General features: G+C 37.6%; 21 protein-coding genes and 2 pseudogenes. 1 reads left to right on the top strand and 22 read right to left on the bottom strand.

The genetic code is table 11. The features are described from left to right. Positions 1–114 precede the first annotated feature (114 nt). The 22 genes and pseudogenes from IGJ28_RS07460 to rpsP all read right to left on the bottom strand — a co-directional run bounded on the left by IGJ28_RS07460 (position 115) and on the right by rpsP (position 23,893). Positions 115–1,302, bottom strand: a complete 1,188-nt coding sequence (locus tag IGJ28_RS07460; protein WP_170081581.1) for a YSIRK-targeted surface antigen transcriptional regulator — start codon at positions 1,300–1,302, stop codon at positions 115–117. 58 nt (positions 1,303–1,360) lie between these two features. Continuing rightward, a complete protein-coding gene (locus IGJ28_RS07455; protein ID WP_137264851.1) occupies positions 1,361–1,822 on the bottom strand; it encodes a hypothetical protein in 462 nt (153 codons plus the stop codon). Between the two features lie 18 nt (positions 1,823–1,840). Then, positions 1,841–3,184 (bottom strand): NAD(P)/FAD-dependent oxidoreductase, encoded by a 1,344-nt coding sequence (locus tag IGJ28_RS07450; RefSeq protein ID WP_238696195.1) that lies wholly within the window; start codon positions 3,182–3,184, stop codon positions 1,841–1,843. Beyond that, complete coding sequence (locus tag IGJ28_RS07445) at positions 3,144–3,452, bottom strand: DUF7006 family protein (protein ID WP_436796725.1); 309 nt, start codon at positions 3,450–3,452, stop codon at positions 3,144–3,146. Before IGJ28_RS07445 ends, IGJ28_RS07450 begins: the two co-directional genes overlap by 41 nt. A 192-nt stretch (positions 3,453–3,644) precedes the next feature. Continuing rightward, on the bottom strand, positions 3,645–10,433 hold the full coding sequence (locus tag IGJ28_RS07440; RefSeq protein WP_438845312.1) for a Rib/alpha-like domain-containing protein: 6,789 nt from the start codon (positions 10,431–10,433) through the stop codon (positions 3,645–3,647). A gap of 836 nt (positions 10,434–11,269) precedes the next feature. Beyond that, the gene (gene bsh / locus IGJ28_RS07435; protein WP_137264856.1) at positions 11,270–12,247 is read right to left on the bottom strand and encodes a choloylglycine hydrolase; all 978 of its coding nucleotides are present in this window, start codon (positions 12,245–12,247) and stop codon (positions 11,270–11,272) included. A gap of 420 nt (positions 12,248–12,667) precedes the next feature. Beyond that, positions 12,668–13,579: a conjugal transfer protein gene (locus tag IGJ28_RS07430; protein ID WP_137264857.1), complete on the bottom strand. Its 912-nt coding sequence runs from the start codon at positions 13,577–13,579 to the stop codon at positions 12,668–12,670. A gap of 18 nt (positions 13,580–13,597) precedes the next feature. Continuing rightward, positions 13,598–13,729: pseudogene (locus IGJ28_RS07425) on the bottom strand (NlpC/P60 family protein); the annotation flags it as partial. Continuing rightward, positions 13,715–14,104 (bottom strand): annotated as a pseudogene (locus tag IGJ28_RS07420) (ATP-binding protein); the annotation flags it as partial. The pseudogenes IGJ28_RS07420 and IGJ28_RS07425, both read right to left, overlap by 15 nt. Before the next feature lie 67 nt (positions 14,105–14,171). After that, the gene (locus tag IGJ28_RS07415) at positions 14,172–14,516 is read right to left on the bottom strand and encodes a type II toxin-antitoxin system RelB/DinJ family antitoxin (RefSeq protein WP_170081249.1); all 345 of its coding nucleotides are present in this window, start codon (positions 14,514–14,516) and stop codon (positions 14,172–14,174) included. A gap of 9 nt (positions 14,517–14,525) precedes the next feature. After that, complete coding sequence (locus tag IGJ28_RS07410; RefSeq protein ID WP_170081239.1) at positions 14,526–14,900, bottom strand: YdcP family protein; 375 nt, start codon at positions 14,898–14,900, stop codon at positions 14,526–14,528. 12 nt (positions 14,901–14,912) lie between these two features. Then, positions 14,913–15,227 (bottom strand): YdcP family protein, encoded by a 315-nt coding sequence (locus tag IGJ28_RS07405; protein WP_137264439.1) that lies wholly within the window; start codon positions 15,225–15,227, stop codon positions 14,913–14,915. A gap of 112 nt (positions 15,228–15,339) precedes the next feature. Then, positions 15,340–18,567 (bottom strand): fibrinogen-binding MSCRAMM adhesin Fss3, encoded by a 3,228-nt coding sequence (gene fss3 / locus IGJ28_RS07400; protein WP_170081238.1) that lies wholly within the window; start codon positions 18,565–18,567, stop codon positions 15,340–15,342. An 80-nt stretch (positions 18,568–18,647) separates the two neighbouring features. Then, on the bottom strand, positions 18,648–19,310 hold the full coding sequence (locus tag IGJ28_RS07395; RefSeq protein WP_103300913.1) for a hypothetical protein: 663 nt from the start codon (positions 19,308–19,310) through the stop codon (positions 18,648–18,650). 370 nt (positions 19,311–19,680) lie between these two features. Then, positions 19,681–20,028 (bottom strand): 50S ribosomal protein L19, encoded by a 348-nt coding sequence (gene rplS, locus IGJ28_RS07390; RefSeq protein ID WP_002357176.1) that lies wholly within the window; start codon positions 20,026–20,028, stop codon positions 19,681–19,683. A gap of 257 nt (positions 20,029–20,285) precedes the next feature. Continuing rightward, a complete protein-coding gene (gene trmD / locus IGJ28_RS07385) occupies positions 20,286–21,041 on the bottom strand; it encodes a tRNA (guanosine(37)-N1)-methyltransferase TrmD (RefSeq protein ID WP_252712223.1) in 756 nt (251 codons plus the stop codon). Continuing rightward, the gene (gene rimM / locus IGJ28_RS07380) at positions 21,031–21,555 is read right to left on the bottom strand and encodes a ribosome maturation factor RimM (RefSeq protein WP_003127690.1); all 525 of its coding nucleotides are present in this window, start codon (positions 21,553–21,555) and stop codon (positions 21,031–21,033) included. The genes trmD and rimM overlap by 11 nt, the downstream gene beginning before the upstream one ends. A gap of 48 nt (positions 21,556–21,603) precedes the next feature. After that, complete coding sequence (locus tag IGJ28_RS07375) at positions 21,604–22,080, bottom strand: GNAT family N-acetyltransferase (protein ID WP_252712216.1); 477 nt, start codon at positions 22,078–22,080, stop codon at positions 21,604–21,606. A 30-nt stretch (positions 22,081–22,110) separates the two neighbouring features. Continuing rightward, complete coding sequence (locus IGJ28_RS07370) at positions 22,111–22,911, bottom strand: hypothetical protein (RefSeq protein WP_252712215.1); 801 nt, start codon at positions 22,909–22,911, stop codon at positions 22,111–22,113. A gap of 74 nt (positions 22,912–22,985) precedes the next feature. After that, positions 22,986–23,249, bottom strand: a complete 264-nt coding sequence (locus IGJ28_RS07365) for a hypothetical protein (protein WP_081131250.1) — start codon at positions 23,247–23,249, stop codon at positions 22,986–22,988. A gap of 111 nt (positions 23,250–23,360) precedes the next feature. Next, the gene (locus tag IGJ28_RS07360; RefSeq protein ID WP_003127686.1) at positions 23,361–23,606 is read right to left on the bottom strand and encodes a KH domain-containing protein; all 246 of its coding nucleotides are present in this window, start codon (positions 23,604–23,606) and stop codon (positions 23,361–23,363) included. Between the two features lie 11 nt (positions 23,607–23,617). Next, entirely contained in the window at positions 23,618–23,893 is a 276-nt protein-coding gene (rpsP, locus tag IGJ28_RS07355; RefSeq protein ID WP_003127685.1) for a 30S ribosomal protein S16, read from the bottom strand. A gap of 278 nt (positions 23,894–24,171) precedes the next feature. On the opposite strand from rpsP, the gene IGJ28_RS07350 reads away from it, so the two are divergent. Beyond that, positions 24,172–24,723 carry an NADPH-dependent FMN reductase gene (locus IGJ28_RS07350; RefSeq protein WP_103300916.1) on the top strand — a complete coding sequence of 184 codons (552 nt, stop codon included), beginning with the start codon at positions 24,172–24,174 and terminating at the stop codon, positions 24,721–24,723. Positions 24,724–24,834: the final 111 nt, after the last annotated feature.

Raw genomic sequence — 24,834 nt, 5'->3', positions numbered from 1 at the left:
TAGCAACCCTCTTCATAAAAAGTGTTAAAAAGAAAATGAACTATTTTATATTAACAAAGTTAATTGAACACATGGTCTTTTATAATAGTACAATAATTGTAGAGAATTTTATCTTTAATTAATCTTCTGCTGGAATTGTTTTGGCGAAATTCCTGTATATTTCTTAAATACTTTTGATAAATGTGAGGAATCAGAAAAACCAAGTGTAAAAGCAACTTCACTAATTGTATTATTAGATTTTAACATTACCTTAGCTGCTGAAATTTTACGTTTCATAATATAGTTATACAAAGTAGTGTTCATTTCCTCTTTGAAATTTGTCCTTAATTTGGTTTCACTTATTGAAAAGTACTCTGAAATTTCTTTTACAGTTATCTTTTTATAAATGTTTAACCCTACATATTGGACAACTGAAGAAATTAACGGTGACAGCTTTTTAGTTTTTTCTTTCCCAATTTCTTTTGTATAAAAAACAATTGAAGCATCTCTTATTTGTAGAACTTCATTTAAAGATACTGCTAGCTCATTCTTACGCACAAATTTATCTCTATTTTGATAAGCATTTATGATGTCCATTCCCAAAGATATTGAAGTCTGAGCTAATTTTTCAAAAACAATGATGGAATAGTTTTTTTCTGATCTAATTGTATCTCCACTAATTGCTGGAACTATACCGTTACTAAGTTGAAAAACCATATCTCTAAGTTTTTCAACATCACCATTCTTAACATATTCTAATATTTTATTTTCATATAAAAATAAATATATCTCTGGATCATAATTCTGTGATACTAAATCATCAATTCTCTTGTTTAATTCAGTATATTCTGAGAATTCTTTTACATAATTGTGCAATTGAATATGCAGTACATCTTCAATTTTTCCTGTAAAAAAATAATGAACTAAAATTAATATGTCTCTTACATCCCCAAGAGAAAAAAGTGGTAGCTCACTCAATGACTCATATAGAGTTTTTTGATTACTTAAACTGATATGTTGTTGATCCATTTTGAGCTGAAAAAATTCTTTATCTATAAAGTTGCATTTAAATGGTCCAAACAAATAATTTCTTTCTCCATTTACATACAATAAGAACATTTCGTTAAAATTACCATTAATATAATAAAAGAAATCTCGATCATTAACTATTCTCTTTAGTAATAGCTTATAATTATAAAAGAACGAAATTGTTCTATTCGAACGATATTCTTCAACAAGATTAAATTCTTTATCAAAAATCAGAATTGGCAATCTCAAACAAACATGTAACGACTTTAATAACACCTCTTTATCTTGAGGCATAGATATCTCCCTCTCATTTTTAATTAGAATAGATAACTATATTCTATCAAAGCAAACTTTATTTTTCCTTTAAATCACATACTACCTTAACATTTTTTAATTTTTTAATATGATTGAGCATTGGCTTATTACCCGTTAGTTTTACATGTACAATTCCTTCTTTTCTTTTCAGAATTATATCTTTTTTTACTTCTAAAGGTTCCCCATCAGGATCCACAAATTGTCCATCTTCTCCTTTGAGTGATATAGAGAGTATATAGAGGTGCTTCGGATTTGCATTTTCAAAATCTATATTTCCTTGATATAGTTCGTTTACTGATTTCTCGTCTTCAATCACTGAACCTCTATCTAAAACACTTGCTTCCACACTTAATTCGGGGACAATCTTCTTTTCAACACTAATCGATGTCTCTGAATTCATCTTATTTTTTTTATTAACACCCCAAAAATTTTGTCCAAGCAATAAAACACCACTAACTAACATGAATAAAATAACTGCTAACACTAGTATCTTTTTCAAATATTTCACCTCATACTTTTATTTTGCTTTATTAACAGCATTGATAAGAAAATTATATGGCTTACTAAACATTGGATAAAATAAATAATCTAGAGTTTTTAACTTATCGACAGTTATTCCTTCTTGTATAATTAAAGAAAACAGCATTAACAAACTGGACAATTCCTCTTTACTAACAAATTGTGCTCCCATAATTTTTCTTGATTTACCATGATAAAAAATCCTAAGTCTTATCGAATTGTTATTTTTTATGAACTCTGGTCTAATATTTTCTTCAACATCTACAAATTTCAATGTTGTATCCATCAAATTTGCCCATTTTGAATTTAAACCAATCGAATAAAAGTTATAGCCAAAAATAGAGAATCCATTTGCAAATTGCGTTCCCTGTAAGTTACAACTTTGTCCTTCGAGATGTTGACTTACAATATATCCTGTTCTTAAAGCATTAGACACAGAAAAATCTACATCACTTCGATTTAACACAGTTGAAAATGTTGTTGCACAATCACCTATTGCATAAATATCTTTTACATTTGTTTGCTGGTATTCATTTGTCAAGTATGCTCCATTTAAATGTCTTAATAATTTTTTGTTCCCCAATTTACTATTAGGAGTGAAACCAATAGCTTGAACAACCATATCAATCTTGTATTCTTTCAAATTAGTCACTATTTTTTCTATTCTCTTATCTCCTAGATACTGTATTGGAGTTTCTCTCAAACAGACTTTAATATTATTTTCTAGGAGAATTTGTTCGATAATATTTGAAAACGGTTCATCATAGTGCATCGATAACATTCGATTAGCAGCATCAAATAAATATACATTTTTTCCACATCTGGAAATTGCTTCTGCCAACTCAACACCTATGTATCCAGCTCCTACAACAGCAATACTTTTTACTGCTGGATCATTCAAATTTTTGATGATTTTTGATACATCAGAAATATCCTTTAACATAAAGTTCTGTACTAATTCATTTCCTGGTATATCCAATGTAAATTGACTAGAACCAGTAGCCAACACCAATTTATCATAATTTTGATAAAATAAATTGTTATATTTATCTTTACAAAGAACTCTCTTCTCAACAGTATCAATATCTAAAACTTCTGTTTCCATGTAAAGATTAGAAACTTTAGATTTTAATTGTTGCATATCTACATAAAATAAAGAACTCATATCTGACACTTCTTTTTTTAGAAGTAAAGATAAGCCGCATCCTAAATAACTAACTACTGATTTTTTATCTATAAGAATTATTTCATATTTCGTTTCACTTTCAAGTAAGCACTTAGTTAATGATAATCCTGCGTGATTAGAACCTACAATTACTATTTTTTTCAACGTACCTTCCATCCCCTATATTTCTGTAATTAATAAGCTTATAATCATTTAAACTATCTGAGAAAAAAAAACTATCATAATAATCTTCTAAATACTCTTGATCCACAACCTGTTGAATTTCTGAATAATCTAGATATTGACTGTTAATTAAGAAAAATAGATATAAACAAATCTTAGCGTCTACCTTTACAAGATTACCCATTGTTAATTTAAAATTTTCTTCTGAGATTCCTTTTATCAAATTTCGAGCTTCCTTACATAATTCCTCTATTATCTTCAATACATAATAGTCATTATTTGTTAAGCCAACCTTTTCTTGAGAGTTTTTTTTCGTTCATATTCTACAAAAGAAGCTAGACTTTGGATCTCCCAAAAATATATTTTTTTAGAATACATTTTATTTCACCTCATTAATTAAAAAGAGGAAGAAAATACTCTTCCTCTTCTTCGAGAAGAATTAAGCTTCTAACTTCTATTCGTTCTCTTTTCTTTTTTTATACCCAAGTAGTCCCAACATACTCAAGAAAACAACTCCCCCACTAATAGTAATCATGTCATTACTTGATTCATCGGTTTTGGGTAATTCTTTAAATCCTACTTGCAAAGGTAACCCAATACCGCTCTCTAATTTTCGTTGAGGGCTTGTAATAATCTTGTTATTTTCTCCTGATGTCACATATTCTGTATTACTAGGAGAAACAATGGCAGTCGTTGGTTCACTTGTATTACCTGATTTATCAGTTGCTGTAACAATAACTTTATCACCTGCTTCTAGACTAGGAACTTTTACTTTGAAAATTCCTTTATCATCAGAAGAACCATAATATTCACTCCCATTCGGTAGTTTAACTGTTACATCAATATTTGGTTCAGTTTTACCTGTTACCTCATTATCTCCTGGTTTAATAGGATCAACTTTAGGTTTATCAGGAGCAATTGTATCTACAACTTCTACAGGTATTTTAATTTGATCTTTCGATCCATCTGGATACGTTACTTCAATTGTCCCTTGATATTTTCCTGGTGTTGTAGTATCAATTTCCCCATCAGGAGTAATATCAGTCACTTTCGTTCCTTTAGGTAGTTCTGGTAAATTTGTAACATTATCCGTTAAATCTACTTTTTCTCCAACTTCTACTTTTTCTCCAACTGCTTTTGGCTCGTATTTATCTGCGTCTGTTGTTTGAGCCTTGAACTGAGCAGTATATGTTCCCGCTTTATCATAGTTCGCAGGTAATTCCGGATTCCACCCACTTTGTACTTTACCCGTTGGTGCAGTCACCGTTGGTGTTGGAACTTCAGTTGCTGCGGTTCCAGCTTTTACATCAAACACCGTCTTCGCATCCGTTGCGAAACTTCCTTCCCCAGCTTCAAACGTTACTCGTACATACCCTGCTGGTGTCGGTTGACTCGGATCATCTGTACGATCAATCACTTTTTCTAGTGTAGTTACTGGTACTTTAATTTGATCTTTCGATCCATCCGGATACGTTACTGTCACAGGTACTTCTACTGTGCCAGGTGTTGTCCCATCTGGTAATGTTGCTCCCGGATCGACCGTAACTTCTGGTTGATCTCCACCTGTAGGATAACCTGGTACCGTTACTGCATCTGTTACATCCTTTTCTGTTGTTGCTTCCCCATACGGTTTCTCAACCGGCTCTGCTTTTGGCTCGTATTTATCTGCGTCTGTTGTTTGAGCCTTGAACTGAGCAGTATATGTTCCCGCTTTATCATAGTTCGCAGGTAATTCCGGATTCCACCCACTTTGTACTTTACCCGTTGGTGCAGTCACCGTTGGTGTTGGAACTTCAGTTGCTGCGGTTCCAGCTTTTACATCAAACACCGTCTTCGCATCCGTTGCGAAACTTCCTTCCCCAGCTTCAAACGTTACTCGTACATACCCTGCTGGTGTCGGTTGACTCGGATCATCTGTACGATCAATCACTTTTTCTAGTGTAGTTACTGGTACTTTAATTTGATCTTTCGATCCATCCGGATACGTTACTGTCACAGGTACTTCTACTGTGCCAGGTGTTGTCCCATCTGGTAATGTTGCTCCCGGATCGACCGTAACTTCTGGTTGATCTCCACCTGTAGGATAACCTGGTACCGTTACTGCATCTGTTACATCCTTTTCTGTTGTTGCTTCCCCATACGGTTTCTCAACCGGCTCTGCTTTTGGCTCGTATTTATCTGCGTCTGTTGTTTGAGCCTTGAACTGAGCAGTATATGTTCCCGCTTTATCATAGTTCGCAGGTAATTCCGGATTCCACCCACTTTGTACTTTACCCGTTGGTGCAGTCACCGTTGGTGTTGGAACTTCAGTTGCTGCGGTTCCAGCTTTTACATCAAACACCGTCTTCGCATCCGTTGCGAAACTTCCTTCCCCAGCTTCAAACGTTACTCGTACATACCCTGCTGGTGTCGGTTGACTCGGATCATCTGTACGATCAATCACTTTTTCTAGTGTAGTTACTGGTACTTTAATTTGATCTTTCGATCCATCCGGATACGTTACTGTCACAGGTACTTCTACTGTGCCAGGTGTTGTCCCATCTGGTAATGTTGCTCCCGGATCGACCGTAACTTCTGGTTGATCTCCACCTGTAGGATAACCTGGTACCGTTACTGCATCTGTTACATCCTTTTCTGTTGTTGCTTCCCCATACGGTTTCTCAACCGGCTCTGCTTTTGGCTCGTATTTATCTGCGTCTGTTGTTTGAGCCTTGAACTGAGCAGTATATGTTCCCGCTTTATCATAGTTCGCAGGTAATTCCGGATTCCACCCACTTTGTACTTTACCCGTTGGTGCAGTCACCGTTGGTGTTGGAACTTCAGTTGCTGCGGTTCCAGCTTTTACATCAAACACCGTCTTCGCATCCGTTGCGAAACTTCCTTCCCCAGCTTCAAACGTTACTCGTACATACCCTGCTGGTGTCGGTTGACTCGGATCATCTGTACGATCAATCACTTTTTCTAGTGTAGTTACTGGTACTTTAATTTGATCTTTCGATCCATCCGGATACGTTACTGTCACAGGTACTTCTACTGTGCCAGGTGTTGTCCCATCTGGTAATGTTGCTCCCGGATCGACCGTAACTTCTGGTTGATCTCCACCTGTAGGATAACCTGGTACCGTTACTGCATCTGTTACATCCTTTTCTGTTGTTGCTTCCCCATACGGTTTCTCAACCGGCTCTGCTTTTGGCTCGTATTTATCTGCGTCTGTTGTTTGAGCCTTGAACTGAGCAGTATATGTTCCCGCTTTATCATAGTTCGCAGGTAATTCCGGATTCCACCCACTTTGTACTTTACCCGTTGGTGCAGTCACCGTTGGTGTTGGAACTTCAGTTGCTGCGGTTCCAGCTTTTACATCAAACACCGTCTTCGCATCCGTTGCGAAACTTCCTTCCCCAGCTTCAAACGTTACTCGTACATACCCTGCTGGTGTCGGTTGACTCGGATCATCTGTACGATCAATCACTTTTTCTAGTGTAGTTACTGGTACTTTAATTTGATCTTTCGATCCATCCGGATACGTTACTGTCACAGGTACTTCTACTGTGCCAGGTGTTGTCCCATCTGGTAATGTTGCTCCCGGATCGACCGTAACTTCTGGTTGATCTCCACCTGTAGGATAACCTGGTACCGTTACTGCATCTGTTACATCCTTTTCTGTTGTTGCTTCCCCATACGGTTTCTCAACCGGCTCTGCTTTTGGCTCGTATTTATCTGCGTCTGTTGTTTGAGCCTTGAACTGAGCAGTATATGTTCCCGCTTTATCATAGTTCGCAGGTAATTCCGGATTCCACCCACTTTGTACTTTACCCGTTGGTGCAGTCACCGTTGGTGTTGGAACTTCAGTTGCTGCGGTTCCAGCTTTTACATCAAACACCGTCTTCGCATCCGTTGCGAAACTTCCTTCCCCAGCTTCAAACGTTACTCGTACATACCCTGCTGGTGTCGGTTGACTCGGATCATCTGTACGATCAATCACTTTTTCTAGTGTAGTTACTGGTACTTTAATTTGATCTTTCGATCCATCCGGATACGTTACTGTCACAGGTACTTCTACTGTGCCAGGTGTTGTCCCATCTGGTAATGTTGCTCCCGGATCGACCGTAACTTCTGGTTGATCTCCACCTGTAGGATAACCTGGTACCGTTACTGCATCTGTTACATCCTTTTCTGTTGTTGCTTCCCCATACGGTTTCTCAACCGGCTCTGCTTTTGGCTCGTATTTATCTGCGTCTGTTGTTTGAGCCTTGAACTGAGCAGTATATGTTCCCGCTTTATCATAGTTCGCAGGTAATTCCGGATTCCACCCACTTTGTACTTTACCCGTTGGTGCAGTCACCGTTGGTGTTGGAACTTCAGTTGCTGCGGTTCCAGCTTTTACATCAAACACCGTCTTCGCATCCGTTGCGAAACTTCCTTCCCCAGCTTCAAACGTTACTCGTACATACCCTGCTGGTGTCGGTTGACTCGGATCATCTGTACGATCAATCACTTTTTCTAGTGTAGTTACTGGTACTTTAATTTGATCTTTCGATCCATCCGGATACGTTACTGTCACAGGTACTTCTACTGTGCCAGGTGTTGTCCCATCTGGTAATGTTGCTCCCGGATCGACCGTAACTTCTGGTTGATCTCCACCTGTAGGATAACCTGGTACCGTTACTGCATCTGTTACATCCTTTTCTGTTGTTGCTTCCCCATACGGTTTCTCAACCGGCTCTGCTTTTGGCTCGTATTTATCTGCGTCTGTTGTTTGAGCCTTGAACTGAGCAGTATATGTTCCCGCTTTATCATAGTTCGCAGGTAATTCCGGATTCCACCCACTTTGTACTTTACCCGTTGGTGCAGTCACCGTTGGTGTTGGAACTTCAGTTGCTGCGGTTCCAGCTTTTACATCAAACACCGTCTTCGCATCCGTTGCGAAACTTCCTTCCCCAGCTTCAAACGTTACTCGTACATACCCTGCTGGTGTCGGTTGACTCGGATCATCTGTACGATCAATCACTTTTTCTAGTGTAGTTACTGGTACTTTAATTTGATCTTTCGATCCATCCGGATACGTTACTGTCACAGGTACTTCTACTGTGCCAGGTGTTGTCCCATCTGGTAATGTTGCTCCCGGATCGACCGTAACTTCTGGTTGATCTCCACCTGTAGGATAACCTGGTACCGTTACTGCATCTGTTACATCCTTTTCTGTTGTTGCTTCCCCATACGGTTTCTCAACCGGCTCTGCTTTTGGCTCGTATTTATCTGCGTCTTCAGCTAATCTTGCAAGGAAACTATCTGCATCGACCGTAACACCATTTACCACTAACTCTACAGTATAAATTGTATTTTCCTTTATATCTGATGGAACAGTAAATATTGCTGCTTTTTTAGCATCATCTATTGTAGAAACAGATGTTCTACTAATCTCCCCATCTTTATTTGACCACACAATTTCTACTGTCGAACCAACATTAAAGATAGTTTGAACATCACTGACTGCAGTGTTTCCTGGAAGAGCAATATTTTTCGTTGTATCATAGTTAGTTATGTCAATGTTAAACTCATCTAATTTAGGAACTAATGCAAAATGAGAGTTATATACTTGTTGTCGACCTGCCGTAATAAATGGATTTGAATGTGTATATTCTCTTGGTGACCCATAAGCAAGAATCGGGAAATTGCTATATGCTAGTTGAATTTCTCCCTCCCCATTTATTACAAATTGATACATTGCCTCAACATCAATATCATTAGTAAAATGAGCAGTATATTCTCCATCTACAATTGGAGCCACTACAGTTTCTTGTACATACTCAGGATGAGCTTTTAATATGGCTAATTGTTCCTTAACCTTATCATACGCATTATTAGCGTTTTGTGTAGATTCTATTGCTGCTTTTCCATCTGGGGTAAGGACACTAGTAACAACTCTGAATCCTGTTTTTGCTTCATCTGCTGTTTGAGTTACAAAGTTTTCGCTTGTACTAGTTGGGAAAGTAGTACCATTTTTTGATGTTTCCCACCAAACTTTTCCAGAAACTCTATTAGTTCCTCCCACGATATTAGACGGATTACTATCTGGTCCTTTATCGTCATAAATCCAAGTATCTTCTTTTCCTACAAATGCTTCTAAATTCTCTTTACTCGGCAGTTCAACTACATAAATACTTGCACGCTGTAAATTTGCTCCTGCTAAATAAAAAGCCCCCGCTGTTGTTGGTGTTGAAAAACCAGGTGTATTTCCAACTACTGGACGAAATGTAATTAACTCATTTCCATCTGGTGATAATTGTTTAGGTGCCAGCCATAATTTCAATTTTTGTTTTGAAGTTGGTAAGTAAGTAAATTTATGTTCTACCCCAGTTTCATCTATCCATGTAGGTAGCTCAAATGCAAAAACTCCATCTCCTCCACCATTAGAAGCAGCTCCTGCTAAGTTATGCGTGACAGCTGAATAAATAGGGCTTACTGCTCCATCTGTATCAATCCACTGAGCATTTACCGTATAGCCATTCAACTTGGTACTTGCTCCTGTACCTGGTGTATATCCTACAGCTGACTGAGGTGCAAGCTCTAACCACCCACTTATGATATTACCTGCATTCGTCAATTGTCCGCCTGTCTTAACTTTTCCAGATTCAATTGCATCAATATTTATCGGAGCTTCAGTAGCATTGCGAGTTGCTATACTTGACTCTGTTGGTACGGTTGTATTGCTTGCTTCATTTGCGACTGGTTCCTCTGCTGGTACAGTTTCATCGCTTGCTAAGTTTGAGTCTGGAACCTCTGTTGCTGCATCTTCATCACTTACTAAGTTTGAGTCTGGGGCCTCTGTTGCTGCACCTTCATCACTTACTAAGTTTGAGTCTGGGGCCTCTGTTGCTGCACCTTCATCACTTACTAAGTTTGAGTCTGGGGCCTCTGTTGCTGCACCTTCATCACTTACTAAGTTTGAGTCTGGGGCCTCTGTTGCTGCACCTTCATCACTTACTAAGTTTGAGTCTGGGGCCTCTGTTGCTGCATCCAGAATAACTGGTTTTTCCATTGATTCATTCATAACTTCAGAAGAACCCAAAAGGTTTCCAGAATTATTTACTACTTGAGCATTTCCACTCTCAGCTCCACCGAAACCAATGTAAATTCCAACTAAAACAGATGCAACACCTATACTTAGTTTCTTAATAGAATAGCTAAGTTTTCTTTTTTCTGTTCTTTTTAAAAGCATTTGCCGATTGTTTTTAGAAAACATATAACTTCCTCCTTTCTTACTAAAATATATTATAGTTACCGATTACTAATCATTTCATTTATATATCGTTCATTTCAGTTTAATATAATCACTATGCTTAAATAATTTATTGATAATCTATCTTTTTTTTTACATATCATCATTGCATACTTCCATACTCCTTGCCTATTGAATTAAAAAGAGATGCCAATCAATAATGAATAATACATATAAAGATTAAATTAAATAAAAAGATGACTTCAAATTCCTTGTTCAGGATCTAAAGTCATCTCTTTTATACTTATAAAGTATCGGTTTTGCAGCGTTCCAGAATAATTCATAGAATCTTAAACAAACGATTGTAATTATAAACATTTTTTAATTCGCTTTTAGCTTAACAAAAATGACTTTTGTCGCAGCCTCTTCAATTTAATCTGGTAATCACTTATCAATATATTAAAAGAAATTTGTTATTGCTGAAGCTATTTCGTCTACATTTAGAATTGAGCAACTATTGTTTCACTCGATAACGCTAGAAAAACTGGAACAATCCTAAACAGAGCTTAACAGAACTACACAACCATAAATACTATACCTGTGTGCTTATATTAAATTCCTATATAATAATACTACAACTGATTTCTTAGCTTCACAAACATACGGGGCTTTTAAGCTTGCATTATCCTCATTTAGTCATTATTTCTTATCCAAAAAGTAAGTAGCATATCAAGTAATATTCTTACTTAGTCAATAAAAGTCTTTTTCAGATCTTGAGTACTAGTAATAAGAACTAACGGGAAGTAATTTGAAATAAAATATTGTATTATCTAAAATACATTTGTTCGATTTTTGTGCTATTAACGATTCACGTAATGAATCTTTTGTTCCTCTAACAAGGGATAGCTTACTGTTTGTTTACCCTCTAAATCTTCCTTATTCATATCTATCGCATTTATTTGACTGTTTCCATATGTTCTATAATAATAGATCCCTTTATCGACATTGCAGCAAGAAGAATAGATGGTATATTCATATTTCCCATCCCCCACATCACATAATCCTTTTTGCTGTTCGACAGACCCTAAAATGTGGAAAAATTGACTGATGCTTTCTGATTCTGAATCACCAGATACAGAATTCAGTTTCGTGAATGCAGCCTTCACAAATCGAGACATCGAGGACAAATCCCCAGGCAACCCAATTCCGCCCATTCCTCGACTATACTCATTCAATTCAATTGCTTCGGAGAAGGTATTGACTGGAGTTTTACTAGATAAAGCACGATAGTTATTTAAATTAAACAAATGATAGTCAAAAGAAGGATTGTTCGTTAGGACACCAACAGGATTATCATAGATATGAAGGCCATCTTTCATACTTTCTACAACGATCGAAGATTCTTTATCAGCTATTAACCAGTGTAAAGGCGACAGCGGAAGATTCTCACTAAAGTTGATATTGACCAAATTGATTTTATTCAACAATTCTTTTGCTTCAGCTATTGTACTGCATTGCCCTAAAATCCAAGGAATAAATTCAAAGGGGGTGACATTGTCTTTATTACCAACTGGTTCTTTGTAATCTGCAAAACCAGCAAAATTCAAACCAGCCATGCTTAATCCTTTTTCATTAGTAGCATCATAATACAGCGGATAATCTGCTATACCAGCAGCAATCCCGATCATTGCATAATGGGTACCTAAATCACTTACTTTACGAAAAGTCAGCTTATAATTTCTTGGTGTTACAGTAACTACTTCTTTATAAGATAATTCATAATCAAAATTCCTCCCAAAATAATGATCTTGTGTTGAATAAATAACTGATGTACACATATTTTACCTCCTAAAAAAATGATTTTATTCTTCTCTTAAATAAAATGATTATACTGGATTAAGAGTACTTCATCTTTAATAAAATAGTTAAAAATTTCTCTAATTTTAAATAATGCATTTGCTTTTCTTACTTAACATTTTGTATAGATAGCATCCTTTTTACACTTGACACATTTATTTTAACTCTAAAAAAAATTATTCTCAAATCGTTGAATCCATTAAAGTGATAAAATAACAGAATTAACAATTATGAATAGAATCATTATATCAACACTAAATTTTTAGTAATACCTCTTCAAATTAGAAGGTTACATAAAAACTATTGATAAGAAAATAAACACCTCTAAAAATAGTTATATTTTTGGTCATCCTTTATGAGAGTATTTCATTTTAATTAAAACTCAAAGATTTGCTCTATCTCTATTTAATATAAATAACTTTCCAGTTTTCTACCTTTTCAAGAGTAAAAGAATACTCAAAGGTACTATTTATTTTGGTTGTATTATTAAGGTACTTAACACAGACTTCTCCTTGAATTTCTTTTCCTTTTTGCTGAAAAACAGGATTAACTAATTCTATAAATATCAAATTACTATTAATCGGCTGAAATGCTTTATTTTCAACATAGTATTCAAGTTCCTTTTCAGAAGCAGTTGGATAAATTTTAAAGAAAGTCTCTAAAAACTCGGTTATTTCTTCTGTTGTTTTGGCATCAATTTCTGAATCACTTTCTACTTGTTTTGTCTCATATTGTGCCTTATCTGGTTTTGCAATTGTGGTAGGCAAACTTGTCACAATATGATTCCCTTTTTCATCTTCAAAAACAATCACTCGATAGGCAGAAGAAATTTGTTGAGATTTTTTCCCCTCTGTAATCTTTTGATCTAATAAAAATGAAACGACAAAATCATCTGACCTTTTTTCAACATCAAGAATTTTTACTGATTGAACTTCTGAACTAGTAGGAATATCTACTTGAACCATATCTTGGCTCAAAGCGATTCCTTCTTCAGTAAGGTACTGTCTAAGATTACTCATTCTTTTTTCAATTGCTTTCTCATTATTCTTCCATGAAAAATATTCTTTCACAAAATCCTTCGTAAAATTTTCAACTCCAGAAGTATTCACTATTTTTTCTTTTACAACCACCTTCTCATGGGTCGTGTGCTGATTAATGGCGGTAAAATTTTTATAAACACCAAAAGACAAACTGCTTATCAATAAAAGCCAAAGGGCAAGCACCAGTTTTCGATGCTTCCCCACTGAAATCACTCGTCCTTTCTTCTTTTTCTGAGTCTTTTCCTTTTGAATCCATTCAATTTTTATCTTCATTATCTTTCCTCTTTTCTCTTATTTGTACCGTCCAGCACCGATAAGATGCTGCTGCCAATAGCTTTCTGTTAGATTTGTCCAGCCCACTGGATCTCCTGCATGAAACATCCGATTCTCTCCTGCATAAATACCGACATGGGTCACATAAGTATTGGTTCGACTACTATTTAAATCTTTGAAAAAGCCTTCACTTTGAGTTTGTTTCACTTCATACCAATGGTTTTCTAGAATCATCCGAGCTAGTTTTTGTCTATGCCACAAGCTTCGCCAATGATCAGGAAAAAAGTGAATATAAAGCAACAGCATAACTCCTGAAAAAGCGAGACTTCCAAGTAAGCAGATTAATTCCTTCATAGACCAAACAGTTTCAATAGTAGAAAGTGATACCCTAGAAATATCAAATTTTCTAAGCTCTTGAAAATAAAAGACACCCATCCAACCGATGAACAAAGCGATTAGCCAGCCAAGAATAAAGTGATAAACCAAGTGCTGATCTCTTGCGCGTATGCGATGTCCTTTGTACATTTTGATGGTTTCCACCTCCAATCAAAAAAAACCAATAGGATTTCATTGGCAATTTCAAATAGTTATGCTAGTCATTTACTGCGATCGGGAGTTGTTTCGTTTCAACCAATTGATTTAAAAAGCCTTCAATGGCATCCGTCATCTCCACACCGATTTCTTCCAAGACAGATTCTGCCTGTCGACATAAGTTTGCATTTACTTCTACAACCACTAAGAAGGACTCTTCTTCTCCTAACCAGTCTAGTACATCAAAGTCTTCTTCACTGTCGCTATTTTCTCCAAGTAAACCTTGATGCATAATCAGAAACATTTTTTCATCATAGGTTAATGCTTTAACGAGTTGTTCCTCAGTTAGCTCACTTTTTCCATATTGATCGAAACAATCTAAAATATGTTCAACATTAATTTCCATACGTTTCACCTATTTCTTTCCTTCATTTTGGTTCGTAGGATTTCCTTGATTTGGCTGTCGTTTCAAGACTAAATCGTCTGCCTTAATAAACCAATTAACAGTAGTTCCTTCTCGAAAAACATAATTGGCGACTGTATCCACAATTGGATTGACCAACTCTACCTCTGCATCATAAGCAAACTCGCGTAAGGGTACATTTGCTGGAATACTAACTTGGATCATTCGACCTTGTGCAGAGGATTTCAAATTATAGGTTCGTTCTTTTACCTCGTTACTAATCGTTCCATCCTCATTTTGCTTCCGTACTTCTCGGCGTAATGCGGAAAATCGCAACTTGCCAAAGGTTAATCCTGAATCTACAACAATACCTCCTGTTAATCTCATCTTCTTTTCCTCCTATGCTTTCACTAAATCATCAACATACAACACGTAATCAGTAAACCCACGATTCTCAATCTCATAGCCTTTGGCAACCAAGTGGGGATTCACGGCTTTTAGCAGTTGGTCTTGATCAAAGTCCTTTTCACCGGCTTCCGCAGCTACTACCACCTCAATATCATCAGCCCGTTGCTTACTAGAATACAAATGATAACTGCGACCAATCACCGTAGTATTCCGTCCATATCCTTCTGTTAAAATTTCTCCTTCACCGGCATAACTCAACTTTCCAAAGGTTTCAGTCATATCTGGCACGACAAATTTCAATTCCATCTTCTTTTCCTCTTTTCATTGTTAGTTTTGGATACAAAAATAGCGTGACCACTTTGTTAGGAGGCGGTCGCGCACGTTGGTTCTTAGGATTTACTTGTATCATCTCATCACCTTAGTTACGGCGATTCCAGAAATAATAGCCCGCCGTCGCAAAAATCAAAGTAAAACCAATGAACAGTAAAACATTGGAATTTTTCTCCCCAGTTTGAGGGAATGTCTTCACTGTGGGACTAGATTCTTGATAGCCACTTGGAACAGTTGGTGTTTCCGGTTGTTTCGGCGTACGTGGTGTGGTTGGAACTTTTTTGGGCGTTAAGGTTTGATTTTTTTCTTTTAGATCCTCATTGTGTTTCCCATTGATATTCTCATCTTTATCATAATTGATTTCTGCAAAAGTAAACTTGGTTCCTTCTGGATACTTTCCGGTATCTACTTTTTCCGCAAGCATAGTTTTGGTAAATTCTTTATCATTTACTTCATAATCAATCTTGCCTGATTTCCAAATTTCTTTGTTTGTACCATCCGGTAGTAGTGCATACAGAATTGTTTCGAAAGCTTCTTTTGATCCATCCAATACATCATGAGTAATAGATACATCATCAAACATATCCACCACATCACCATGAGTAAAGGTCTGAGAACCATCTTCTAGGTGGGCTTTTGTTTGGATGGAAACATGACGTTCCACCGTACAATTAACAGTTTGGGCTTGATTATTCAAGCTAGCATCCTTCGATACTGGCTCATCGCCTGCTTCAAAAGCTTCCTTATTTTCATACACATAGTTGAATAAGACGATGATTTTATCCAAAACTTGTTCGGCGGTTAATTTATGCCGAATTTCCCAAGTTCCTGTTTTCTCTTTATTCGCCAAAGTGGCGGTTGTTTCGGCAATCACGACTGGTTTGGCTTTTTCATCTTTTTCTTGGGCAGCTTTTGTGGCTTCCACATCAATGGCTTGCGCTACCAAATACCAGTCTTCTTTGATTTCATGTAGATTGTAACTCAATTTATCAACTAACTCGGTAGAATCAAGGGTAGTTAATTCTTTGTCTCCGTCTTTCCAAGTCGCAAGAGAAGTTAAACTATCTTCTTCCACAGGCAAATCATAAAGCATCAAACGGTTCAAACTAACAGAAAATGCTTTGTTCGTCAGTTTCTCGTAAGGAACGGTGACCGTTTTAATTGGTTGTTTTTGGCCGTGTTCGGTAATAGTAAAGACATACTCACTCTTCACAGAGTCTTTTTTGTTCTCCTTAAAAGTAGAACGGATTTCTAATGGCGTAATCTTTTGAAATCCTTCTGGCGCTTCTACTTCTTCAAGTAAATAATCTCCATAAGGAAGATTTTCAAACTTCCCATAGCCATCAAACCCTAATTGCTCGTTATAAGCAGTGGTCGCTTCATCTTCGGCACCTGTGATTTCATTGGTTCCTTCTAATGGTGACACTTTAAAGGTCAGATCATTGAAGCCAGTTTCGGCAGTACCCGCAGCTGATCCAGCAAATTTAAAGAAATCAAAACCAAAGCGAATCACTTGTTCCTTTGCCGTAACATCTCGGGTAATCACCGCATTTTTTTCATTATCATCCACCTTTTTGATAGATACAGGATACTTCGCTTCATCCAAGGTATATCCTTCAGGCGCTTTGGTTTCTTGCCAGTAATACTCGTTGATAGATAAATGTTTAACGGCAACTTGGTTCTTTTCGTCTAAAGTCAAAGTGACGGTTTCATCAGAAGCTTTCGTTCCCTTCACTAATTCTGGTTTAAAAGCCTCACTCCATTTAACAGCTTTTCCATCCTTAGCAGTAAACAAGGTGTATTCAGCACCCTCAAAGACTGCTTTACCTTGTGTTTTATCCCCAGTATCTTTGTCTTCTTTCGTCAAAGTGGTTTCGCCAGTGATTTCTTGATTTTGCCCTTTTACGTTACTGGTAACAAGGGCTACGGTTTGATTGGCATACTTCAATTCGACTTTTACAGGTTTGAACGTATTCACGAACCCATGACTAGCTTTAGTTTCGGTCACATAATAGGTTCCCAATTCCAACGCATTAGCAATCTCTTTTGGTGTTTCCGCATGACCGTTTTCATCCGTGGTCATTTCTTGAACGATTTCACCGGTTGGACTGTCTTTGCGAATGGCAAACGTATTACCAGCTAAGGAATAATTGTCATTCCAAAGATCACTCCCTGTTTCAACTCCGCTTTTATCCAGAATGATTTGACCTTTTTCCCGTGTATTTTTTGAAGTCACGTAAATGGTTTCGCCTGCTTTAATGGTGGTAGTCATGGGGGTGGTATCAATCGTATAAGGCGCCGGTACTGATTTTTCGGTAATGGTTACTTTTGTACCATGAGGAATCTCATCCAATGAAGCAATTCCTTCTTTATCGGTAGTCAAGTCTTTTGCAGGTAAAGATTTTCCAAAGTCTAAATGGAAAACCGTTCCTGGTATAATATCACCCGATTCTTTATCAACTTTTTTAATCTTCAAAGAACCTTCCGTTTTTATATCAATTTTGACCGTGTAAGTGTTCGGCTTATCAATCGCCCCGGCCATTAAAGTCTGTTGGCCAGCCTTTTTATAGGCGACAGGTGTTCCGGTACCAGCAGATTTCTTAAGCGTCAGCACACCATTTTCTTTTGAATTGGCAGTTGGGGTGATTATCAACTGACTGCCATTCACACGATAATCAATGTTTGCGGTATTTTCCACAACCTCATCGAACTCTGACAAATTAAGATTATTCGTATCCGTCACAGTAGTCGATTGCCCTAATACTGTTTTAGCAGTACTATTATGGAAGTTTGGTTTCTTCTGATAATCGGCAATGGCTTGATTTATTTTTGCCTCAATGGCTGAGATATTTACGGCACTACCATCTGATCGTTTGATTGAGTGAAGGGTATATCCATTAACTTCTTGCCAGATCATCTTCTGTGCCACAATATGAGTATCTGCATCTGTACCGGCTTTTTTCCATAAAACAGAAACTAGTTTCGCTTTCTCAGACATATCAGGCAATGGATTTTTCTCATAGCCAGGAGTGAACTCATTGTAAATCGGGACTCCTGGTTCAATACAGAAAATATCTTGTTTCACGCCATTGTACACTGCATAATGCGGAACAGTGACTTCTGACATCGGACGACCGTCACTAAACGTTCCTTCGACAACATATTGATGTGCTAAATCTAGTTCTACGGTTACCGTTTGTGGATGAGTAATTTCATCGGCGAAGGCAATCGAAGGAACAATCGTTCCGCCAATTGTTTGACCTAATAGTGCCCAAGCCGCAAATAATCGACAATTTTTAAATCTCGGCTTTATCATAAAATAAAATCCCCTTTCGTTTTTAGGTAATAAAAAAAGACGTTCAACTTTTTATTTTGAACGTCTAGTCTAGAGTTTTACTATTTAGTTTTCTTCTTTTTAGATAAGTTATTTCTCTGCTTATTGATTTTGATTTTTCGATAGTCAAACCCTATTTCTGTCATCAACTCTTCCCAATTTTTATTTGTTCTTTTCATTATTGTATCAACTGATGGTAACTTTGGTGATTGAACTAGTTTTCGAAATTTCGTCATTGATAAATCATCCTGTAATTTTAATCGGACTATTTCATTTCTTAGTTCAAGCATTAGTTCAAAATCAGTAAAAGAAGACTTCTCTGTATTCTTTCTAAATAGATACCTTATATCTCCAAATCTCTTTTTCAATGTACTCAATGAAGGAACGTCTTTTCCTACTGATCTTTTTTCATACATACGCTGAGAAGTTATTTTCTCAACCGTAATAAAAGACTCTACTATTTTCAATAAATCTTTTTCTGATATTTTTGCCCATTTCCCATATTCTCCATTATCACACCCAAGACTAACTAATAAGTTTTTCCATGAACCATATTTTTGATTGATAAACCACATACTTGGTGCAGAATTGGGATTTTCTAATAATTTCCTCTGATATTGACGGCTAGATTTTATTTCGTGTTTTTCGATAAATTGATTGATTAACAAAATCAGTTTTAGATCACTTAGATTCTTCCATACGATTCGTCCATCATCTTGTTTCACGATAAAAACTCCTAAAAATTATTTAGATAGAATCCTATCACATCAACTTTTTAGTAGAAAAGTACATGTTTTGGCTTTTTCGAAAAAAGTCGACCCTTTTAGTAACTCGGGTTCAGAAGTTGCTAAATTCGGTAAATGTTTTGGTATTTTTCGTATTAAATTTGTCGTCAAATTGACTACGAAATTTTGCCCTATTTTGACGACACTGATAGTCAAAATCGGACAATCTAGGGCAATTTAATGGAATATGAATGAAAAATGATCCAAAATAGCCAATTGAGGCTTAAAACTGTGATAGTGAAAAAAGAAAAAGCCCTTGATATACAAGGACTTTTCACAGATTTCAGATTTCCAAGGAAGTTTCCCGTGTTTATCTTCTGATTTCTTTGATACGAGCTGCTTTTCCGTGTAATGCACGCAAGTAGTACAATTTTGCACGACGTACTTTACCGTAACGAACAACTTCGATTTGTGCAACACGTGGTGTGTGCAATGGGAAGGTACGTTCAACACCTACACCATTTGATACTTTACGAACGGTATAAGTTTCGCTAATACCAGCTCCGCGGCGTTTGATAACAACACCTTCAAATAACTGGATACGTTCGCGCGTTCCTTCAACAACTTTCGCATGAACGCGAACAGTGTCCCCAGGACGGAAAGCTGGGATGTCAGTACGTAATTGTTCTTGAGTTAATTCTTGAATCAATGGATTCATCTTTATCATTCTCCTTATTCCCAAACATTCTTAAAGCAATTTGCTCCAGCGGAATATCGTAATAGTTGAGTTTACACTCACTGAAGTATCTTACCATAACTTTCCAGCTCATGTAAAGACAAATTTCTTGTCACCAGCTTTTTTTCCCGACATTTATTTTGTCTCTATAAAAAAGACAACGGACTAGACTGGTGCTTCTAGTATCCGTTGTGGTGGTTTCATTTGATTGCAGGTGCGATTCCAGATACTGAGATTTCTTACTTTGATTCATCCTCTGCAGAAGCTTCTTCGGCGATCTCTTGTAGCATTTTTTTCATTTCTGCTGTTAGAGGATAATCCGCCAACATATCAGGTCGTCGATGATAAGTTCGTCTCAAGGATTCTTTTAAGCGCCATTCTTCGATCAGTTTGTGGTTGCCGTTCATCAAGACTGGTGGGACCGTCATCCCTTGAAATTCTGCTGGTCGCGTGTACTGCGGGTGTTCAAGCAACCCTGTGGAGTGGGAATCAGTCTGCGCAGACGTCTCGTTTCCTAGCACTTCAGGCAGCAAACGAACGGTCGCATCGATCATCACCATCGCGCCTAATTCGCCACCAGTCAAAACATAATCCCCGAGAGAAACTTCATCCGTCACTAGCGAACGAATTCGTTCATCATACCCTTCATAATGTCCGCAGATAAATACCAGATGCTCTTCTTGCGAAAAAGATTCGGCCATTTTTTGATCGAATTTCTTACCGGCAGGGTCTAACAAGATAATACGTTTTTTGGTTTGCGGGGTGGCAGTTTCAATCGCGTTTAAATTATCATAGATCGGCTGAACTTTCAGCAGCATCCCTGCCCCTCCGCCATAAGGGTAGTCATCTACTGTTTGGTGTTTGTTGTCCGAAAATTCGCGAAAGTTTGAGACATTGATTTCTAGAAGCTCTTTTTCCCGAGCTTTTCCAATGATCGATTCCCCCATTGGGCCGTCAAACATTCTTGGGAATAAGGTTAAAACATCAATCCTCATCATCCAACAACCCTTCTGGGATCTCAATATGCACTTCGCCTTTATCCAAATCAATTTGCTTTACCACTGATTCGATGTAGGGAATCAACGCATCTTTTTTGCCTTTGCGTTGGACTACCCAAACATCATTGGCACCGGGAGATAGGATTTCTTTGATTTTTCCTAGTTCTCTGGCTTGCTCATCAATGACGGTCAAGCCGATGATTTCATGATAGTAATACTCATTTTCTGTTAGTTCGCTTAATTCGTCTTTTGAAACTTTTAAGATACCGTCTCGCAAAGGTTCCACATCATTGATCGTGGGGTACCCCTCGAATGTCAATAAATCAAAATTCTTGTGTTTACGATGACCAGCGACGGTTAATTCCAGCGGTGCTTTATTTTCTCGAAACAGTGTTAATCGTTGCCCTTTACGGTAGCGTTCTTCTGGGAAATCGGTTTGCGAGATCACTCGTACTTCTCCCCGGATTCCGTGGGTATTGACAATTTTTCCTACATTTAAAAATTCAGTCACGATTGGTCCTCATTTCCTTTATAATCCTTCTCATTTTAGCATGGGCAGTTAAGGAATTCTAGTGTTTTCCCAAGGAGGAACTGCTTGGATCATCAACAAGCATGGATTTTCCGCTCCCCAAAGGGTGGGAAAAGTTTCCACCGGCAAGAATCCCATAGATCGATAAAAGTTTCGTGTACGCTGATAATATTGGTCTGGATGCGTCTCTGCCAATGTCTTAACCTGTAAAAAGGCCATACTTTCTCGTTGGCACCAACGGATGGCTTCTTGGATCAATTGGCTGCCGATTCCTTGATGGTGATCGGCTTTCAATACGCCCATAACATAGATCTCAGCAGTCGCTGGACTTGTTTTTACAAGGGTCAAAAAACCTTTGTTTTCTACTACAATCATTTCTTGATAGGCACTTTTTTCAATATAATCGGCAGTGCTTTCAGGCAGACCGAACCATTCCGGCAAATCAGCCAGAATGGTTTGTGCGATCTGTTTCTTTTCTTGAGGATCAGATAAATACGTAATTTGCATGACTTCCTCCTACACGTTAGATTGGCTCTTTTATTGATTCATTGAGACAGCCATTTTCAATGCGGATAAAGGATCTTGATGTTGCAAGGTATAAGTGATCTTACTGTCTTGCCAAGAAACGCTGTTAGCCGTGTAATCTGATTTTCCCATATCAATGGTGATTTGACCAATTCCTGGAGCGGGCAGCATAGCTTCTTCTAAATAGGCCACGATTTTTTTTGCTACTGGCACGGGATCTTGATTTTCTTGATTGACTGCTCGTACCGTCAAGTTCCAATTGCCTTCTTGCCAACTTAGATAACTGGAACCAGCTGCACCTTGCATATGACCAGTGATGTTATGTCCTAGATCGACCGCCTGTCCGCCTTCATCAAGGTTCGCATGTACAGCCTCCGCCGCTTGGTCTTCATTTTCGTAAGCAGCATTTTTGTAGCTAGCGATTGGTGTCTCATTGTTCAATGATGGATCATTCAATTCTCGTTGATCATTTAACTGATAATAGAGGATAGAGAGTTGATCTGTCCCTTCGTCGGTTGCAGCATTCAAGGTCTTTTGCTCCGTCAGCGGCACCTCTGATGGCAAGCGATCCTGCGGAAAAGCAGCTGACAACTGATCCAGTGTTCCTGCTTGGGTAACTGTCTTACTTGAAGTTTGCGCGGCACTGCTGGAGGCTGCCTCACTACTACTGCTACTGCTTTCAGAAGAAATGGTTGTACTAGTATGAGTGCTTGAATGGGTTGACTCAGACTTATCCGTATTATTTTTCGTGTCGCATCCTGCTAATGCCCCAATGGCCAATACTGTCACTAGGAGACCTATTTCTTTTTTCATGATGATTTCCCCCTTTTTATTGAGCATACCTTTTCCAAAATAAAAAGACAAACAACTTTGCTTGTCTCCTGTTCCTAGCTAATCCTATTCGAAATCCAGCTTTGCAAGGCTTGCCAGCCGTCTTTTACCCATTGAATTCCTTGGTCCAAATAAGTTGGTAGTTGGTCCCAGCGGAAATCTCGTGTCCATTGACTAACTTGTGTAAAGATGACATCCCGATAGATCCATAGTAAAAATAGCAAAAACAATACGCCTAATGTGCGCCAGATAAATGACCCCACTTTATAAATAAAGATCAAAACAAAAATAAATAGGATCCATGCAATCACTTGTGACATACTCCCGCCTCCTTTTTCTTATTATCTCAAAAATCAGCCGATCTGTCATAGGTCTTGAGCATGAACTAACAGGATAGAAAAAAAGCATCACTCAATGAGTGATGCGATCAATTACTTACCATCAATGATATTTAAACGGACCTTTTTGGGGCCGTTGGTGCGAACCCCGTAAACGATCGTCCGGATTGCTTTAGCCACCCGACCTTGTTTACCAATGATTCGTCCGATATCTTCCGGAGCAACTGTAAGATTATATTCAAAGAAATCTTCTGATTCAACCACATCAAGCTGGATCTCCTCAGGTTTGGTCACTAATGGTGAAACGATCGTTAAGACTAATTCTTGCAAATCATTCATCCGTCGTCACCTTATTTCTTAGTGAATTTAGCTTCGTGGTGTTTTTTCATTACGCCTTCTTTTGAAAGAATATTGCGTACTGTATCAGAAGGTTGCGCACCTTTTGATAACCAATCAAGAATCAAATCTTCTTTGATTGTCACTTCAGCTGGGTCTTGCAAAGGATTGTAAGTACCTACTGTTTCGATGAAACGTCCGTCACGAGGAGAACGTGAATCTGCTACGACAATACGGTAAAAAGGTTTCTTTTTAGAACCCATGCGTTTTAAACGAATTTTTACTGCCATTATTTACACCTCCATTGTTTTAATCACAAGAGCTAGTTTAACAGGTTTTACTGACGGTGTAAAGAGTTTTTTCTTTACAGTCTCTTTTTTTCTGTTTCTTTCTTCTATAGGTTATCTTTTGCCAGATTTTCCTGCAACGCGTATCATTAGAGAGAGACAGTCATTATAGCTGAGACATCGCTTTATGACTGGATTTTTTAGGCAAATGCTTTTTATTTGTCAGTTTTACTTACTTTTGGTAAGATAAAACATGTAAAAGATATGAGGAGGAATTCAACATGACAAAAAAAATTGGTTTTATCGTTGGTAGTTTACGCGAAGGCTCTTATAACAAGCTGGTAGCGAAGAAATTTGCAGAATTATTGCCAGAAGGTTTCGAAGCTGTCTTTTTAGAAATCGGCAATCTCCCATTTTATAATGAAGACTTGGAAGTAGAAGGCAAAGTGCCTACAGAATGGACAACATTCCGTAATGAATTGCAAAGTGTGGACGGTGTATTCTTCTTTACACCAGAGTACAATCGTTCTGTACCAGCAGCATTGAAAAATGCCTTGGATGTCGGTTCACGTCCTTATGGAGCAAGCAGCTGGAGCGGGAAACCTGCTTTAGTCGTAAGTGTTTCACCAGGTGCGATCGCTGGTTTTGGTGCGAACCATCACCTGCGTCAATCATTGGTATTCTTAGATATGCCAACCTTGCAACAACCAGAAGCTTATATCGGTGGAATCATGAACTTGATCGATGAAAACAATACGATCAAAGAAGATACCGTCAACTTCTTCCAAACAATCGTTGACAACTACATCAACTTGTTTAACCGTTACAACTAAAAACCGGTCACGATTTTGTGACAGTCAGATAAGAAACGCACACTCACTGATCTATCCCATAAGGGAAACCAGTGAGTGTGCGTTTTTTTACTGGATAGTTCAATGTAAACT

It is taken from the genome of Enterococcus sp. AZ091 (assembly GCF_051714805.1).
GTDB classification, from domain to species: Bacteria; Bacillota; Bacilli; order Lactobacillales; family Enterococcaceae; genus Enterococcus_D; species Enterococcus_D gallinarum.
This window is presented reverse-complemented; position numbering and strand designations above follow the sequence as displayed.